The 15657-nt window shown below is 66.3% G+C and carries 19 protein-coding genes; 15 read left to right on the top strand and 4 right to left on the bottom strand.

The annotated features are described in order from the left end of the window. Window position 1: 1 nt before the first annotated feature. From BM382_RS25665 to BM382_RS25650, 4 genes are read right to left on the bottom strand one after another with little or no spacing between them, the layout of a single operon-like run. Window positions 2–1315 carry a sensor histidine kinase gene (locus BM382_RS25665; protein WP_011062298.1) on the bottom strand — a complete coding sequence of 438 codons (1314 nt, stop codon included), beginning with the start codon at window positions 1313–1315 and terminating at the stop codon, window positions 2–4. Beyond that, window positions 1312–1980 carry a response regulator transcription factor gene (locus BM382_RS25660; RefSeq protein WP_041119167.1) on the bottom strand — a complete coding sequence of 223 codons (669 nt, stop codon included), beginning with the start codon at window positions 1978–1980 and terminating at the stop codon, window positions 1312–1314. Before BM382_RS25660 ends, BM382_RS25665 begins: the two co-directional genes overlap by 4 nt. Next, a complete protein-coding gene (locus tag BM382_RS25655) occupies window positions 1980–2297 on the bottom strand; it encodes a PepSY domain-containing protein (RefSeq protein ID WP_011062300.1) in 318 nt (105 codons plus the stop codon). The genes BM382_RS25660 and BM382_RS25655 overlap by 1 nt, the downstream gene beginning before the upstream one ends. Continuing rightward, on the bottom strand, window positions 2297–2605 hold the full coding sequence (locus BM382_RS25650) for a PepSY domain-containing protein (RefSeq protein WP_011062301.1): 309 nt from the start codon (window positions 2603–2605) through the stop codon (window positions 2297–2299). Before BM382_RS25650 ends, BM382_RS25655 begins: the two co-directional genes overlap by 1 nt. Window positions 2606–2766: 161 nt before the next feature. Here BM382_RS25650 and BM382_RS25645 point away from each other — a divergent pair, with 161 nt between their 5' ends. The 15 genes from BM382_RS25645 (at window position 2767) to codB (ending at window position 15526) form a co-directional block, all read left to right on the top strand. Next, window positions 2767–3846 carry a patatin-like phospholipase domain-containing protein gene (locus BM382_RS25645; RefSeq protein WP_053159522.1) on the top strand — a complete coding sequence of 360 codons (1080 nt, stop codon included), beginning with the start codon at window positions 2767–2769 and terminating at the stop codon, window positions 3844–3846. Between the two features lie 129 nt (window positions 3847–3975). Beyond that, complete coding sequence (gene queD, locus BM382_RS25640; protein ID WP_011062303.1) at window positions 3976–4332, top strand: 6-carboxytetrahydropterin synthase QueD; 357 nt, start codon at window positions 3976–3978, stop codon at window positions 4330–4332. Between the two features lie 83 nt (window positions 4333–4415). Then, window positions 4416–4868 (top strand): GNAT family N-acetyltransferase, encoded by a 453-nt coding sequence (locus BM382_RS25635; protein WP_170866348.1) that lies wholly within the window; start codon window positions 4416–4418, stop codon window positions 4866–4868. A 17-nt stretch (window positions 4869–4885) separates the two neighbouring features. Next, window positions 4886–5392, top strand: coding sequence for a nucleoside 2-deoxyribosyltransferase (locus BM382_RS25630; RefSeq protein WP_072444586.1), 507 nt, complete (start codon window positions 4886–4888; stop codon window positions 5390–5392). 140 nt (window positions 5393–5532) lie between these two features. Further along, a complete protein-coding gene (locus BM382_RS25625; protein WP_015636369.1) occupies window positions 5533–6393 on the top strand; it encodes a MurR/RpiR family transcriptional regulator in 861 nt (286 codons plus the stop codon). 32 nt (window positions 6394–6425) lie between these two features. Beyond that, window positions 6426–6983 carry a D-alanyl-D-alanine dipeptidase gene (gene ddpX, locus BM382_RS25620; protein ID WP_015636370.1) on the top strand — a complete coding sequence of 186 codons (558 nt, stop codon included), beginning with the start codon at window positions 6426–6428 and terminating at the stop codon, window positions 6981–6983. A gap of 148 nt (window positions 6984–7131) precedes the next feature. Next, window positions 7132–8706 (top strand): ABC transporter substrate-binding protein, encoded by a 1575-nt coding sequence (locus BM382_RS25615; RefSeq protein ID WP_019095855.1) that lies wholly within the window; start codon window positions 7132–7134, stop codon window positions 8704–8706. A 118-nt stretch (window positions 8707–8824) separates the two neighbouring features. Continuing rightward, on the top strand, window positions 8825–9841 hold the full coding sequence (locus BM382_RS25610) for an ABC transporter permease (protein ID WP_011062309.1): 1017 nt from the start codon (window positions 8825–8827) through the stop codon (window positions 9839–9841). 1 nt (window position 9842) lies between these two features. Beyond that, the gene (gene ddpC, locus BM382_RS25605) at window positions 9843–10742 is read left to right on the top strand and encodes a D,D-dipeptide ABC transporter permease (RefSeq protein ID WP_015636372.1); all 900 of its coding nucleotides are present in this window, start codon (window positions 9843–9845) and stop codon (window positions 10740–10742) included. After that, window positions 10739–11734 (top strand): ABC transporter ATP-binding protein, encoded by a 996-nt coding sequence (locus tag BM382_RS25600; RefSeq protein ID WP_072444587.1) that lies wholly within the window; start codon window positions 10739–10741, stop codon window positions 11732–11734. The genes ddpC and BM382_RS25600 overlap by 4 nt, the downstream gene beginning before the upstream one ends. Beyond that, entirely contained in the window at window positions 11731–12702 is a 972-nt protein-coding gene (locus tag BM382_RS25595) for an oligopeptide/dipeptide ABC transporter ATP-binding protein (RefSeq protein WP_072444588.1), read from the top strand. Before BM382_RS25600 ends, BM382_RS25595 begins: the two co-directional genes overlap by 4 nt. A gap of 101 nt (window positions 12703–12803) precedes the next feature. Further along, window positions 12804–13427, top strand: coding sequence for an NUDIX hydrolase (locus tag BM382_RS25590; protein ID WP_011062313.1), 624 nt, complete (start codon window positions 12804–12806; stop codon window positions 13425–13427). A gap of 86 nt (window positions 13428–13513) precedes the next feature. Further along, on the top strand, window positions 13514–13888 hold the full coding sequence (locus tag BM382_RS25585; protein ID WP_065363198.1) for a hypothetical protein: 375 nt from the start codon (window positions 13514–13516) through the stop codon (window positions 13886–13888). Then, window positions 13885–14082, top strand: coding sequence for a helix-turn-helix transcriptional regulator (locus BM382_RS25580; RefSeq protein WP_015636377.1), 198 nt, complete (start codon window positions 13885–13887; stop codon window positions 14080–14082). The genes BM382_RS25585 and BM382_RS25580 overlap by 4 nt, the downstream gene beginning before the upstream one ends. A 172-nt stretch (window positions 14083–14254) precedes the next feature. Continuing rightward, complete coding sequence (gene codB, locus BM382_RS25575) at window positions 14255–15526, top strand: cytosine permease (protein WP_072444589.1); 1272 nt, start codon at window positions 14255–14257, stop codon at window positions 15524–15526. Window positions 15527–15657 lie beyond the last annotated feature (131 nt).

The following is a 15657-nucleotide window of genomic DNA, read 5'->3' as shown; positions in this document are numbered from 1 at the left end:
TTCAGCGCCTGGGCAGTTCGATCTCTACCCGCAAGCCGCCCCACTCGCTTTCCCCCAGGTTCAGGGTTCCACCGCAGGCGTCGACGATGTCGCGCACGATGCCCAGGCCCAGCCCGTGGCCGTGGGTCTGTTCATCCAGGCGCGTGCCCCGGCCGAATACCTCATCGCGCCGCGCTTCGGGAATGCCCGGACCGTCGTCGTCCACCGCCAGGCAGAAGCCCTGCGGCCGCTCTTCCACGCTCAGGCGCACCTGGGCATCCGCCCATTTGCAGGCGTTGTCCAGCAGGTTGCCCAAGAGCTCCAGCAGGTCTTCCCGGTCCCAGGGCAGGCGCAGCCCCGGTGGCGCCTGGTAGCTCAGTTCCAGGTGCTGGCCATGGATCATGTTCAAGGTCGCCAGGAGCCCCGGCAGCTCGGCATCGCACTCGAACAGCACCCCGGGCAGCGCATCCCCCGCCAGCCGCGCGCGGTTGAGTTCGCGATTGAGGCGCTGCTGCACCTGCTCCAACTGTTCCTGGAGCATCCTGCGCACCTCGGGGTGGCCGTCGAGCCTGGGGCTCGACGCCAGGCTCAGGAGCACCGCCAGCGGGGTCTTCAAGGCATGGCCCAGGTTGCCCAGGGCATTGCGGGAACGGTTGAGGCTGTCTTCGGTATGGGCCAGCAAGTGGTTGATCTGCGCCACCAGGGGCTCCAGTTCCACCGGCACCTGGGCATCCAGTTGCGAACGCTGGCCCTGTTGCAACTGGGCGATCTGCTCGCGGGCGGTTTCCAGCGGGCGCAGGGCGCGGCGCACGGTCAGGCGTTGCAGCAGCAGGATCAGCAGCAGCCCGGCCAGCCCCAGCCCGAGGCCGATCTGGCGCATACGCTGGAAGCTTTCACGCACCGGGGTGTAGTCCTGGGCCACGCTGATGGAGATCGACTGCCCGAGGCGCTTGTAGTCGCTGCGCAGCACCAGCAGTTGCTGGCCCTCCGGCCCCAGTTGCAGGTTGCCCTGCAGGCCGGCGCGCTCCAGTTGCGGCAGTTCCTGGTCCCACAGTGAGCGCGAGCGCCAGTGCACATCGGCAAAATCGATACGGAAATAGTGCCCCGAAAACGGCCGCTGGTAGGCCGGCGACAGACGCCGTTCATCCAGCTGCAGCCCCTGAGGGCCGCGCACCAGGGCCAGCAGCAGGCTCTCGCTGTCGTTGCGCAGGCCGGCTTCCAGGTAGCGTTGCAAGCCCACCTCGAACAGCCAGAGGCTGGTCTGCGCCAGCACCAGCCCGACCACCACCATCACCGTGATCAGGCCCAGGCTCAGGCGGCGCTGGATCGATCTCACGAAGTGGTTCCGCCGAACAGATAACCCTGGCCGCGGCGGGTTTCGATCACACTGCGACCCAGCTTGCGCCGCAGGTGGTTGACGTGAACTTCGAGGACGTTGGAATCGCGCTCGGTTTCACCGTCGTAGAGGTGTTCGGCCAGGTGGCTTTTGGACAGGATCTGCTGCGGGTGCAGCATGAAATAGCGCAACAGGCGGAACTCCGCGGCGGTCAGCAAGACATCCTGGCCGTCGCGGACCACACATTGCCGGCCCTCGTCCAGGTGCAGCCCGGCGGCCTGCAGGGTCTGCTGGTTGGCCTGGCCATGGGAGCGGCGCAGCAGGGCCTGGACCCGCAGGTGCAGCTCTTCGGGATGGAACGGTTTGCTCAGGTAATCGTCGGCGCCGGCCTTGAGCCCCTCGATGCGCTCGGCCCAGGAGCCGCGGGCGGTGAGGACCAGCACCGGCGTTGCCAGGCCATCGGCGCGCCACTTTCGCAGCACCTCCAGGCCCGGCACCCCGGGCAGGCCGAGGTCGAGGATGATCAGGTCATAGGGTTCGCTGGCGCCCTGGTACAGCGCGTCGCGGCCGTCGGCCAGCCAGTCCACGGCGTAGCCCTGGCGGTTCAGGCCTTCAAGCAGTTCATCGGCCAGGGATACGTGGTCTTCCACCACAAGCAGGCGCATCAGTCGTCTTCCTCATCTTTCAACAAACGCCCGGTGGCGGCTTCCAGGTCCAGCTCGCGAACCACCCCGTCCACAGTCAACAGCTCGACTTCATAGATGTACACATCGTGCTTTTCTTCCAGCTCGGCCTCCAGCAGCTTGGCCCCGGGGTAACGGTCCATGGCCTGCTTGAGCAGTTGCTCCAGGGGCAGGATCACCCCTTGCTGGCGCAGGCGCAGGGCCTCGTCCTGGTCCAGGTCGCGGGCCATGGCCAGGGAGCAGAACAGCAGCAGCGCCAGGGCTGCACGGCTGCCGGCGGTGCGCAGAGTGCGGTTCATTAGGTGTCCTGATGATCCTTGAGTACCTGGCCGCTCACGGCGTCCAGTTCCAGGTCCCATTCCAGCCCCTGCGGGTCGCGCAGTTCAACCTGGTAGATGTACTTGCCGTACTCTTCTTCCAGCTCGGTTTCACTGATGCTCGCCCCAGGATGCCGGGACAGGGCCGTGGCATTGAGTTTTTCAAAGGACACAATGGTACCAGCGTCGCGCAGTCTCAGGGCTTCGTCCGGCCCCAGGTCGCGGGCGTGGGCCAGGCTGGCGGTCAGGGCGACAAGGCTGGCGCCGAACAGCGCGGCAAGGGTCTTCATGGCAGTTCTCCAAAGTCGGTGGCCAAAGGCCGATGCCGCAGACCATACCCAAGGCAACTTAATTGAAACTGAATGGCCAGCATGGGTCTGACACAGGTTTCACTCGGCCCGCGGCCCCAGGTGTCTCTATACTCGGCGGCTGATTCAAGAGTGAGCCCGGTATGACCGCCATCCATATCAAGTTTCCCGCCCTGACCCTCAAGGCCGGCCCCCGCGCCCTGGCCCGCATCCGCCAGCAAGGCCTGCACCCCCGTGAAGTCGGCACCTTGCCCGGCGCCGCCGGCGGCCCCAAGGCCCTGGGCATCCAGGGCCTGGACCTGGCGCTGTTCGGTGAATGGCTGCCATCGGCGCCCCGGGAACGCTCGCTGATCGGCGCCTCGGTGGGTTCCTGGCGCTTCGCCAGCGCCTGCCTGCCGGACGCCGCCGAAGGCATCCGCCGCCTCGGCCAGTTGTACAACGCCCAGAGCTTTGCCAAGGGCGTGACCATGGCGCAGATCAGCCAGAGCTCCCGGCGCATGCTCGAGGACCTGCTGGAGGGCCGCGACGCTTCGATTCTCGACAACCCTCACTACCGGCTGAACATCATGGTGGTCAAAAGCCACGGCCTGCTCGCCGACGACCATCGCGGGCGCCTCGGCCTGGGGCTGTCCTCGGTGATCGCCGACAATCTGCGGGGCCGCGCGCGCCTGGCCCGGCACTTCGAGCGCCTGGTGCTGCACGACCCGCGCCTGGCCCCGCCCTTGCACACCCTGGAAGACTTCCCTTCGCGCTTCGTGCCCCTGGACCGCGGCAACCTGCGCCAGGCGCTGCTGGCCTCGGGCTCGATCCCCATGGTCATGCAGGGCGTGCGCGATCTGCCCGGCGCCGGGGCCGGCACCTTCCGCGACGGCGGCCTGCTGGACTACCACCTGGACCTGCCCTACAGCGGCAGCGACATCGTGCTCTACCCGCACTTCACCGACCGGGTGATCCCCGGCTGGTTCGACAAGACCCTGCCCTGGCGCCGGGCCAGCCCCGAACGCCTGCGGGACGTCTTGCTGCTGGCGCCGTCGAAGGAATACCTGGCGCGCCTGCCCTACGGCAAACTGCCGGACCGCAACGACTTCAAGCGCTTCATGGGCGATGACGCCGGCCGGCAAAAATACTGGCGCAACGCCATGGACGAAAGCCGGCGCCTGGGGGACGAGTTCCTCGAACTGGCGGCGCAGAATCGCCTGGGCGAACGCCTGCAAAGCCTGTGAGGCTGCCCCAGGCTGCGCACTGACCCTTTAGTCAGGGTTTTTCCGCAAGCGCCGGGGCAAGCTGATAAACTCGCCGCCTGCCTCAACTCGCCCCCGGGCGATAGCCATCTGACAGAGCTGACCGACACTGTGGAAATCTTCAAAGAATTTACCTTCGAATCCGCCCACCGCCTGCCTTTCGTGCCCGAGGGCCACAAGTGCGGCCGCCTCCATGGCCACTCGTTCAAGGTGGCGATCCACCTCAGTGGCGAGGTCGACGCACACACCGGCTGGATCCGCGACTTCTCGGAAATCAAGGCGATCTTCAAGCCGCTGTACGAGCGCCTGGACCACAACTACCTGAACGACATTCCCGGCCTGGAAAACCCCACCAGCGAAGTCCTGGCCAAATGGATCTGGAATGAGCTCAAGCCCCTGCTGCCGGAGCTGAGTGCGATCCGCATCCACGAAACCTGCACCAGCGGCTGCATCTACCGCGGCGAATAAGCCCGCCGAAGAAACCACCCCACGGGGTGGTTTTTTTATGCCTATGATTGCCCCACCCCGCCGTTACCCGAGCACTCGCGCCCATGCCGCCGACCATTCGCCCCGCTGCCCTGCCCGACCTCGCCGCCATCGAAGGCATCGCCAAGCGCGCCTATGCACCCTATATCGCGCGGATCGGCCGGGAACCGGCGCCCATGCTCGAAGACTATTCATGCCTGGTGCTGGCCCGGCAGGTCTGGGTCCTGGAGGAGCAACAGGCAATCGCCGGTTTCGTTGTCCTGCTGGACGCCCATCAAGCCCTGCTGCTGGACAACCTGGCGGTCCACCCCGAGGCCCAGGGCCGGGGCCATGGCCGGCAACTGCTGGCCTTTGCCGAACAACAGGCCGCGGCCGCCGGTCACAGTTGCGTGCGCCTGTATACCAACGCAGCCATGAGCGAGAACATCGCCCTGTACAGCCGCCACGGCTACGTGGAAACCCACCGCGCCGTGGAGCACGGCCTGCACCGGGTGTACATGAGCAAGCCACTGGACTGACCCCAGGAGCCCTCTCCATGCCTCCACGTATCTACCTCGCCGGCTTCGATGTGTTTCGCGCCGACGCCCCGGCCCATGGCGAATACCTCAAGCAACTGTGCAGCGCCCAGGGCCTGCACGGCCTGTTTCCCCTGGATAACCAGGCGCCACCTCGCCTCACGCCAGAAGCCACCGCACAGTGGATCTACCGGCAGAACCTGCAGATGATCCGCGGCTGCGATGCATTGCTGGCCAACCTGAATGACTTTCGCGGCCTGGAGCCGGATTCCGGCACCGCCTTCGAAGTGGGCGCGGCGGTCGCCCTGGGCAAACCGGTGTGGGCCTACTTCGAAGGCTCCGCCACCCTGCGCCGGCAGGTGCCCCACGATCACGCCGGGCGCGACGCCCAGGGCTTTGCGGTGGAGGACTTCAACCTGCCGCGCAACCTGATGCTGGCCTGCAGCTGGAGCGGCCGCAGCAGCAGTGTGGAAGCCGCCATCTTCGACCTCGGGTGCTGGCTGAGCGCTTCCCCTCCATCGGGCTGAGATAGCCGGCAACGTCACTTTCTGCCGAAAACGACCACCCCGGACAAAAGCCTTGTCTTGTCGCGAAAGCCGATGTTATGTTTCTAACACGAGATACAAAAATGAAACACAAATAACATTTCCAGCGAACGCCCGGCGAGATGGTCATGGACAAGAACAGTTTCCAAGTCACCCTGGAACAGCAGTTCGCAAGCCTGACACCCACCGGCAAGCGCATCGCCACCTACCTGCTGGCCAACCTCCAGCAGTTGCCCTTCGAGACCGCCGACAGCATCGCCCAGCAAGCCGGCACCACGGGGATTTCCGTGGGGCGCTTCCTGCGCTCGCTGGGCTATCGCAACCTGGATGACGTCAAGCAAGGCCTGCGCGGCGATGCCCCGGCCTCCTGGCTGATCACCGATCGGCTCGGCGCCTTTCGCAGCGAAGCCCATCAGGACGATGCCCTGGAGCGCTCGATGCATCGCGAGATCGAGGCCATCCAGCATGTCTATGGCCTGGCCCGCAGCCAGCCCTTCGCCGCCATCGTGCAACAGATCGTCGAGGCCGACGCGGTGTTCATCATCGGCATTCAGTCGACCCGGGGCATCCTCAACGCCTTCCACAGCCACCTGGAATACATCCGGCCCAAGGTCTACTACGTGGACGGGCTTTCAGGCATCTACGCCGAGACCCTGAACTCCGGCTTTGCCAAGCCCTACGCGATCATCTCCGACTTTCGCGCCTACTCCAGCATCACCCAGACCTTCTGCGAAGTGGCCAATGCCAACGCCCTGCCCCTGGCCCTGGTCACCGACCTGCAGTGCCCCTGGGCCCGGGACTACCCGCTGGACCTGCTGCAACTGAAAACCGATGTCGGCCAGTTCTGGGATTCCCTCGCGCCCCTGACCTGCCTGTTCAACCTGATGGTGTCCGCCGTGGCCGAGGGCTATGGCGAGCGCCTGGACCAGCGCCTGGCCAAGAACCGACAGTTGCAGGAAGCCTTCGGCCAGTTCGAGTCCTGACCTTCAAGCGTTAACCCAGATGGAGTGAGTGAGTGAACAACAGCCCCCTTGTCGAAATCGACGCCCAGCGCCATCAGCTTCAGATCGACCTGATCTACGCCAGCGCCGACAACCTGGCCGGCCAGGTGATCTATCGCAACGCCCGCTGCCTGCTGCACAAGGACGCCGCCGCCTGCCTGTACAAGGCCAGCCAGCTGGCACGCATGGCCGGCCTGGGCCTGCGCATCTACGACGCCTACCGCCCGGCCTACGCCCAGCACCTGCTGTGGCAGGCCCTGCCCAACCCGGACTACGTGCGCGACCCGCGCCTGGGCTCGCACCACACCCGGGGCGTGGCCGTGGACCTGACCCTGGTGGATGAAACCGGCGAGCCGCTGGACATGGGCACCGCCTTCGACGCCATGGAGCCCAAGTCGCACCAGTTCTACAGCGACCTGCCGCCCCAGGTGCAGCGCAACCGCCTGATGCTGCTGGGGATCATGCTCAGCGCCGGCTTCGAGGCGATCCCCACCGAGTGGTGGCACTACGAGCTGCCCAACGCCGAGGACTTTCCCCTGATCCAGGAGCACGACCAGCCCTTCGAACACTGATTTCCCGTTCCCCACCGGCCACAACAACAGGCAGCTAACTGCCCCAAGCCGGTCCTACTGCAACACTGCTTCAGCAACAACTGCCCGGTTATAGCTTTTATAAAAAACCTGACGAACTTCCCAACATCGAATGATCAAGGAAACCGGCATGACCCCTAACCGCAATCACCCTGATGTGCGTCTGTCCACCCGTGTCGCCCTGTCCCTGCTGTGCGCCGCCCTGAGCCTGGGCGCGTGGCAGGCAGCCAGCGCCGCCGCGCCCAAGGACACCCTGATGATCGGCAAGGCCGCCGACCCGCAGACCCTCGACCCCGCCGTGACCATCGACAACAACGACTGGGCCGTGACCTACCCGGCCTACCAGAAGCTGGTGACCTACAAGGTCGAGAACGGCAAGGGCAGCACCGAAGTCCAGGGCGACCTGGCCGAGAGCTGGAGCACCTCCGCCGACAACCTGACCTGGGATTTCAAGCTCAAGCCGGGCAACAAGTTCGACGACGGCAAGCCGGTGGACGCCGCCGCGGTGAAGTTCTCCTTCGACCGCCTGATGCAGCTCAAGCAAGGCCCGTCCGGCGCCTTCCCGGATGACATGAGCGTGGCCGTGGTCGACCCGCTGACCGTGCGCTTCACCCTGAAGAAACCTTACGCGCCCTTCCTCTACACCCTGGCCCACAACGGCGGCGGCATCATCAACCCGGACGTGGCCAACAAGGGCGAGGACGTCAACGCCTACCTCTCGACCCACACCGCCGGCTCCGGGGCCTTCCGCCTGAGCAACTGGCAGAAGGGCCAGGCGCTGACGCTGGAACCCAACAGCTATTACGCCGGCCCCAAGCCGAGCCTGAACAAGGTGGTGATCAAGATCATCAGCGAGGCCTCGGTGCGCCGCCTGCAACTGGAACGCGGCGACCTGGACATCATCGAGGACATGCCCGAAGACCAGCTCGGCACCCTGGCCGGCAAGCCAGGCATCGTGATCCAGACCTTCCCCTCGCTGCGGGTCAACTACCTGTACCTGAACAACAAGCGTGCGCCTCTGGACAACGTCGAAGCGCGCCAGGCACTGGTCCAGGCCATCGACTACAAGGGCATCGTCGACGGCATCCTCAAGGGCCAGGCCAAGCTGATGAACGGGCCGATCCCCGACGGCATGTGGGCCCACGACCCGAGCCTGCCGCTGATGCAGCAGAACCTCGACGGCGCCAAGGCCAGCCTGGCCAAGGTCCCGCAGAAAATCAGCAACCTGACCTACCTCTACTCGGACAAGGACGCCAACTGGGAGTCCATCGGCCTGACCCTGCAAGCGGGCCTGGCGCCCCTGGGCATCAACCTGAAGATGGAGAAGCTGGCCAACGCCACCATGCGTGAACGGGTGGGCAAGGGCGACTACGACGTGGCCATCGGCTCCTGGAGCCCGGACTTCGCCGACCCCTACATGTTCATGAACTTCTGGTTTGACTCCAGCCTGCAGGGCTTGCCGGGCAACCGCTCGTTCTACAGCAACCCCGAGGTGGACAGCCTGATCCGCGAGGCGGCGGCCACCAACGACACCGCCAAGCGCATCGAGCTGTACCAGAAGGCGCAGAAGATCGTCCTCAAGGACAACGTCTACGCCTACCTGTACCAGAAGAACTACAGCCTGCCGATGCGCGATTCGGTGAAGGGCTACGTGTTCCACCCGATGCTGGAACAGGTGTTCAACATCGCTGAAATCAGCAAGTAGGACCGGCCCTGCGTTCCCCGTCGCCGGCCCCTGAAACGGGGTGGCGCCGGGTTGCCGTGTCCCCGGCGAGGGGCCGTCGTGCCCCCTGCCGTTCGTCAAGCGTTAACGAGGTTGCCTCATGGCCTTCCTGAATATGTTGCGCAAACGCCTGCTCGGCCTGTTGCTGGTCGTGGTCGGGGTTTCGCTGATTACCTTCACCATCTCGCACCTGATTCCCGGTGACCCGGCGCGGCTGATCGCCGGCGACCGGGCCAGCGATGCCATCGTGCAGAACATCCGCCACCAGCTGGGCCTGGACCTGCCGCTGTACCAGCAGTACGGGCGCTACATGCTCGATCTGCTGCACGGCGACCTGGGCACCTCGATCCGCACCAGCCGCCCGGTGCTGGAGGACCTGCAGAGCTTCTTCCCGGCAACCCTGGAGCTGGCCCTGGCCGCCCTGCTGCTGTCGGTGCTGGTGGGGGTGCCGCTGGGGGTGCTGTCGGCGGTCTATCACAACCGCTTCATCGACCAGATCGCCCGCACCCTGGCGGTCACCGGCATTTCCACCCCGGCGTTCTGGCTGGGGCTGGGGCTGATCGTGCTGTTCTACGGCCACCTCGGCTGGCTGCCCGGCAGCGGGCGCCTGGACGAAGGCCTGGAGCCGCCGCCCACGGTCAGCGGCTTCTACCTGATCGACTCGCTGCTGGCAGGGGACATCCCACTGTTCCTCAATGCCCTGCAGCACCTGATCCTCCCGGCAGTGACCCTGGGCTTCGTCAACCTCGGGGTGGTGGCGCGGCAGATCCGCTCGGCCATGCTCGACCAACTGGGCGAAGACTACATCCGCACCGCCCGGGCCTACGGCCTGTCGCGCTGGGCGGTGATCCTGCGCCACGCCCTGCCCAACGCCCTGATCCCCTCGGTGACGGTGCTCGGCCTGACCCTGGGCGATTTGCTGTACGGCGCGGTACTGACCGAGACGGTATTCGCCTGGCCGGGCATGGGCGCCTACGTGGTGAAGTCGATCCAGGCCCTGGATTTCCCGGCGGTGATGGGCTTCGCGATCCTGGTGTCGTTCATTTATGTGCTGCTGAACATGGCGATCGACCTGCTGTACCGGGTGATCGATCCGCGCATTGGCGAGGTAAGTTGAGATGTCCGCTCCCTTGAACATTCCCCTGCCACAACCCACCGCCCAGGCCAGCGGCTGGCGCACCCGCCTGGCCTACCTGGGCTACCGCGTGCGGCAAAGCCCGCTGACCATCGCCGGGCTGTGCATGACCCTGCTGGTGCTGCTGTGCATGGCCTTCGCCCCCTGGCTGTCGAGCCATGATCCCAATGCCCTGAACCTGGCCCAACGCCTGGCCGCTCCCAGCGCCGCCCATTGGTTCGGCACCGACGAAGTGGGCCGCGACCTGTTCAGCCGGGTGCTCCACGGCAGCCGCCAGTCGGTGGGCGTGGGCCTGTTCGTGGCCTTCGCCTCGTGCCTGGCCGGGGGCCTGTTGGGCTGCCTGTCGGGGATCATCGGCGGGCGCTTCGACAGCCTGATCATGCGCCTGATGGACATCATGCTCTCGGTGCCATCGCTGGTGCTGATCATGGCCCTGGCCGCCGCCCTGGGCCCGAGCCTGTTCAACGCCATGCTGGCGATCACCCTGGTGCGCATTCCGTTCTATGTGCGCCTGGCCCGGGGCCAGGCCCTGAGCATCCGCCAGATGGGCTACGTCAAGGCGGCGCAGACCTACGGCGCCGGGCGCTGGCACATCGTCAGCTGGCACGTGGGGCGCAACGCCATGCCGCCGTTGCTGGTGCAACTGAGCCTGGACATCGGCAGCGCCATCCTCATGGCCTCGGCCCTGGGCTTCATTGGCCTGGGTGCGCAGCAGCCCACCGCCGAATGGGGGGCGATGGTGGCCACCGGGCGCAACTTCATCCTCGACAACTGGTGGTACTCGACCTTTCCCGGGCTGGCGATCCTGTTCACCGCCACCGGTTTCAACCTGCTGGGTGACGGCATCCGTGACCTGCTCGACCCACGGCAACAGGGGAAATGACCATGAGCTCATCCGCCGTTCTCAACATCGACAACCTGAGCCTGGAATTCCCCGCCTACCGCAGCAACGTACAGGCCCTCAACGGCGTGTCACTGCACGTCAACCCGGGGGAAATCGTCGGCGTGGTCGGCGAGTCCGGCTCGGGCAAGTCGGTGACCGCCATGCTCAGCCTGCGCCTGCTGCCCGAGCGCAGCTACCGCATCACCTCCGGCAGCCTCAGCCTGCTGGGCCGCGACATGCTCACCACCCCGGAAAAACAGCTGCTGCAGATCCGTGGCCGCGACGCGGCGATGATCTTCCAGGAACCGATGACCGCCCTCAACCCGACCCGGCGCATCGGCCGGCAGATGCTCGACGTGATCATCCATCACCAGCGCCTGAGCCAGGACGAGGCCCGGGCCAAGGCCATCGCCCTGCTGCGCGACATGCACATCGCCGACCCCGAGCAGGTGCTCCAGGCCTACCCGTTCGAGCTGTCCGGAGGCATGCGCCAGCGGGTGATGATCGCCCTGGCATTTTCCTGCGATCCGCAGTTGCTGATTGCCGACGAGCCGACCACCGCCCTGGACGTCACCGTGCAGCGCCAAGTGCTGCTGTTGCTGCGCGAGAAGGCCCGACAACGGGGCACCGCGATCCTCCTGATCACCCACGACATGGCGGTGGTCTCGCAGTTCTGCGACCGGGTCTATGTGATGTACACCGGCGCCGTGGTGGAGCAAGGCAGTACTGCCCAGGTCATGCTCGACCCGCAACACCCCTACACCCGTGGCCTGCTCAGCGGCCTGCCGGAGCAAGTGCGCCCCGGCGAGCCGCTGCTGACCATTCCCGGGCAGGTGCCCAACCTTGCCCACCTGCCCGGCGGCTGCACCTTCCGCGAGCGCTGCAGCCAGGCCATGGCGGTGTGTGCCCAACGGCCGCCGCTGCATTCGATCAACGCCAGCCAGCAGCACAAGAGCGCCTGCTGGCTGGCTGCCCCGGAGTCCGCCCAATGAATGCTTCGCAACCCCGGGCCGGCAGCGAGCCGCTGCTGCGCCTCAACGATGTACAGGTGCGCTTTCCCCTGAGCAATGACTGGCTGGGCCGGCCACGGGCCTTCGCCCATGCCCTGAACGGCATCGACCTGGAACTGCGCCCCGGGGAAACCCTAGGCATCGTCGGCGAATCCGGCTGCGGCAAGAGCACCCTGGCGCAACTGCTCATGGGCCTGGTCAAGCCCAGCAGCGGCGACCTGCGCTGGGCCTACGCCAGCGACCGCGAGCGCCACAGCCACGTGCAGATCGTGTTCCAGGACCCGCAGTCGTCCCTCGACCCGCGCCTGCCGATCTGGAAGATCATCACCGAGCCGCTGTTCGCCCTAGGCAACACCCCGGCCGCGCAGATGCGCGAGATCGCCGCCAAGGTGGCGCAGCAGGTGGGCATTCGCGGCGAATACCTGGAGCGCTACCCGCACCAGTTCTCCGGTGGCCAGCGCCAGCGCATCGCCATTGCCCGGGCCCTGGCGTCGAACCCGGACATCATCGTCCTCGACGAACCGACCTCGGCCCTGGACATCTCGGTGCAAGCGCAGATCCTCAACCTGCTGGCGGACCTGCAACGCAGCCGCGGCCTGACCTTCGTGCTGATCTCCCACAACGTCTCGGTGGTCCGGCACATGGCCGACCGGGTGGCAGTGATGTACCTGGGGCAGATCGTGGAGCTGGGCAGCGCCGAACAGGTGCTGGAGCGCCCGCGCCACCCTTACACCCAACTGCTGCTGGATGCGGTGCCGCGCCTCGGTGCGCCCCTGGCGGACAGCCAGCTCTCGGCGCCCACCGAACTGCCGGGCAACCGCAAGCTGCCCGCCGGCTGTTTCTTCTTCGACCGCTGCAGCCGCCGCGGCCCGGGCTGCGAGCTGCCGCAACAGCTGCTGGGCGATGCGACGCAGCAAGTGCGTTGCCATCGGCAACAGCTCACCGGGTGATCCCACCGCGCCACGCCGCCGGCCACGGCGTGGTGCTTGCTCCCGGCGCGCCCAGGGCTTAAAACAAGCGCCTTCTCTCTGACGTTGCAGGAACCTCTCTCATGGAAAGCAGCTGGCTGACCCACGCCAAACGCCTGCAAGCCATCGCCTCCACCGGCCTGCATTTTTGCCGCGACGTGCATGATCGCGAGCGCTACCAGGAAGTCGCCGAGATCGCCCACGACATGCTCGCGCAGCTGGGCAACGTGCCCCTGGAACGCATCAACGAACTGGTCTCGGACTTCGCCCAGCGCTACTCGACGCCGATGGTGGAAGTGCGCGGCGCGCTGATCGAGGACGGCAAGATCCTCCTGGTGCGCGAGCAGCACGACGGCCTCTGGGCCTTGCCCGGGGGCTACGCCGATGTGGGCCTGTCGGCGGCGCAGAACATCATCAAGGAAATCCGCGAAGAAGCCGGGCTGCAGGTTTCGGTGCGCCAGCTGTACGGCCTGCGGCACAAGGCCAAGGGGCCCTACAAGCCCGATCACCGGGACTTCTACAAGCTCTACTTCCTCTGCGAACGGCAAGACGCCGAGGCCCCGATGGCCGGCAGCGAAACCAGCGACGCGGCGTTCTTCGCCCCGGACCAGTTGCCGCCGCTGTCCCAGGGACGCACTGTGGAACGGGATATCCAGGAGGCCTTCGACTTCCACGAAGGCCGGCGCAGCGTGGCCCTCTTCGACTGAGCGTGACGGCGTTAATGTAAAGCACCCTTGACATGAAAAAGCGCCTCCCCTAATGTAAAGGACACTTTACTAAAAGGAGATCGCCCATGGGCACCAAACGCTATTTCAGGGAATTCGGCCTGGCCTTGCTGGCCTACATCGCCTGCGTGCTGCTGAGCAGCCACTGGCTGGCGGACATGAACCCGGGCCCGGGCAAGATCGCCCTGGCCCTGGTGCCGGTGGTCCCCATGGTGGCCATGGCCCTGGCGGTGGTGCGCCAGTTGCGACGCATGGACGAACTGGCCCGGCGCATCCAGCTCGAAGCCCTGGGCCTGTCCTTTGTCTGCACCGCGCTGATCACCTTCAGCTACGGCTTCCTGGAAACCGCCGGCCTGCCCCGGCTCTCGATGTTCTACGTATGGCCCGTGATGGGGCTGGTCTGGGCCCTGGCCACGGTGGCCGGCGTGCGGCGCTACCGATGAACAACCAACTGCGCGAACTGCGCACCCGGCAAGGCTGGTCCCAGGCCGAACTGGCCACCCGCCTCGAGGTGTCACGGCAGACGGTGAATGCCATCGAGACCGGGCGCTACGACCCCAGCCTGCCCCTGGCGTTCAAGATTGCCCGGGCCTTCCAGTTGCCCATCGAAAGCATTTTCAGCCCCGACGAGGACTGAACCGCCGGTGAACCAATCTGGCCCAAGGGTGCACCGCTTTCGCCCCCGGGCCACAGGCACCCGGTGCAGGGGCACGGGCATCGGCTATAACTGCTGGGGCGCCCGGCCCTGCCGTCAAGGATTGGCACGGCGCCTGCAACAGCGTGGCATCACTGCGACCAGGGACAGGCCCATGACCCAGCACGAACCCGGCAACGACTACCCCTTGAGCGAAGTTCCGCAGCACGCCCGCAAGGGCCTGGCCTCCATGGCCATGGTGCTGCTGGGCTTCACCTTCTTCACTGCCACCATGTTCGCCGGCGGCAAGCTGGGGGTGGCCTTCGACTTCACCACCCTGCTGGTGGTGATCCTCGTCGGCAACCTGCTGCTGGGGATCTACGCCGCCAGCCTGGGCTACATCGCCTTCAAGAGCGGGCTGAACACGGTGCTGATGGGGCGCTTCTGCTTCGGCGAACGGGGCAGCAAGCTCAGCGACCTGATCCTGGGTTTCACCCAGATCGGCTGGTACGCCTGGGGCACCGCCACCGCCGCGGTGGTGCTGGGCAAGTATTTCCAGCTGGATCCGGGTGCGGTACTGGGGCTGATGCTGCTGTTCGGCATGGCCTTCTGCGCCACCGCCTACATCGGTTATCGCGGCCTGGAGATCCTGTCCTGGATCGCGGTGCCGGCCATGGGCCTGCTGTTGCTGCTTTCGATGTGGGTGGCCACCCGGCAGATCGGCGGCCTCGACGGTTTGCTGGGGGTCACGCCTAGCGCCAGCCTGGACCTCTCCAGCGCCATCACCCTGGTGTTCGGCACCTTCGTCAGCGGCGCCACCCAGGCCACCAACTGGACCCGATTTTCCCGCTCGGCGCGGGTGGCGGTGAGCGCCAGCCTGATCGGCTTCTTTATCGGCAACGGCCTGATGGTGCTGATCGGTGCCTACGGCGCCATCGTCTACCAGCAGCCGGACGTGGTCGAAGTGCTGCTGCTCCAGGGTTTTGCCATGGCGGCCATGGCCATGCTGCTGTTGAACATCTGGAGCACCCAGGACAACACCATCTACAACTTCGCCGTGGCCGGCTGCAACCTGTTGCGCACCGACCGGCGCAAGACCGTGACCCTGGTGGGCGCGCTGATCGGCACCCTGCTGGCGATGCTCGGCATGTACGACCTGCTGGTGCCCTACCTGATCCTGTTGGGCACGGTGATTCCGCCGATTGGCGGGGTGATCATGGCGGACTTCTTCTACCGCTGGCGCGGCCGCTACCCGCGCCTGGCCGACAGCCAGTTGCCGGCCTGGAACTGGCCGGGCCTGGCCGCCTATGGCCTGGGCACCCTGGCGGCCTTCTGCTCGCCCTGGGTCGCGCCGTTGGTGGGCACCGGCGTAGCAAGCCTGAGCTATGTCCTGCTCAGCGCCTGGCTCGGCGCCCGCACCAGCGCCACCCTCGACGCCCGGGCCTGAACCCGGGCCTTGCCCTCCCGGCGCGTTCCGGGTCTATCATGACCCGCCCCGAACCACCTGCCTGCTTCGACCGGTACCGGTTGAAGCACAGCCCAATGACCGAGGGACAAGGGCCGCCGCCCGGATCCCAC

The organism is Pseudomonas sp. NFPP25 (assembly GCF_900116505.1).
In the GTDB taxonomy this organism is placed as follows: domain Bacteria; phylum Pseudomonadota; class Gammaproteobacteria; order Pseudomonadales; family Pseudomonadaceae; genus Aquipseudomonas; species Aquipseudomonas protegens.
This window is presented reverse-complemented; position numbering and strand designations above follow the sequence as displayed.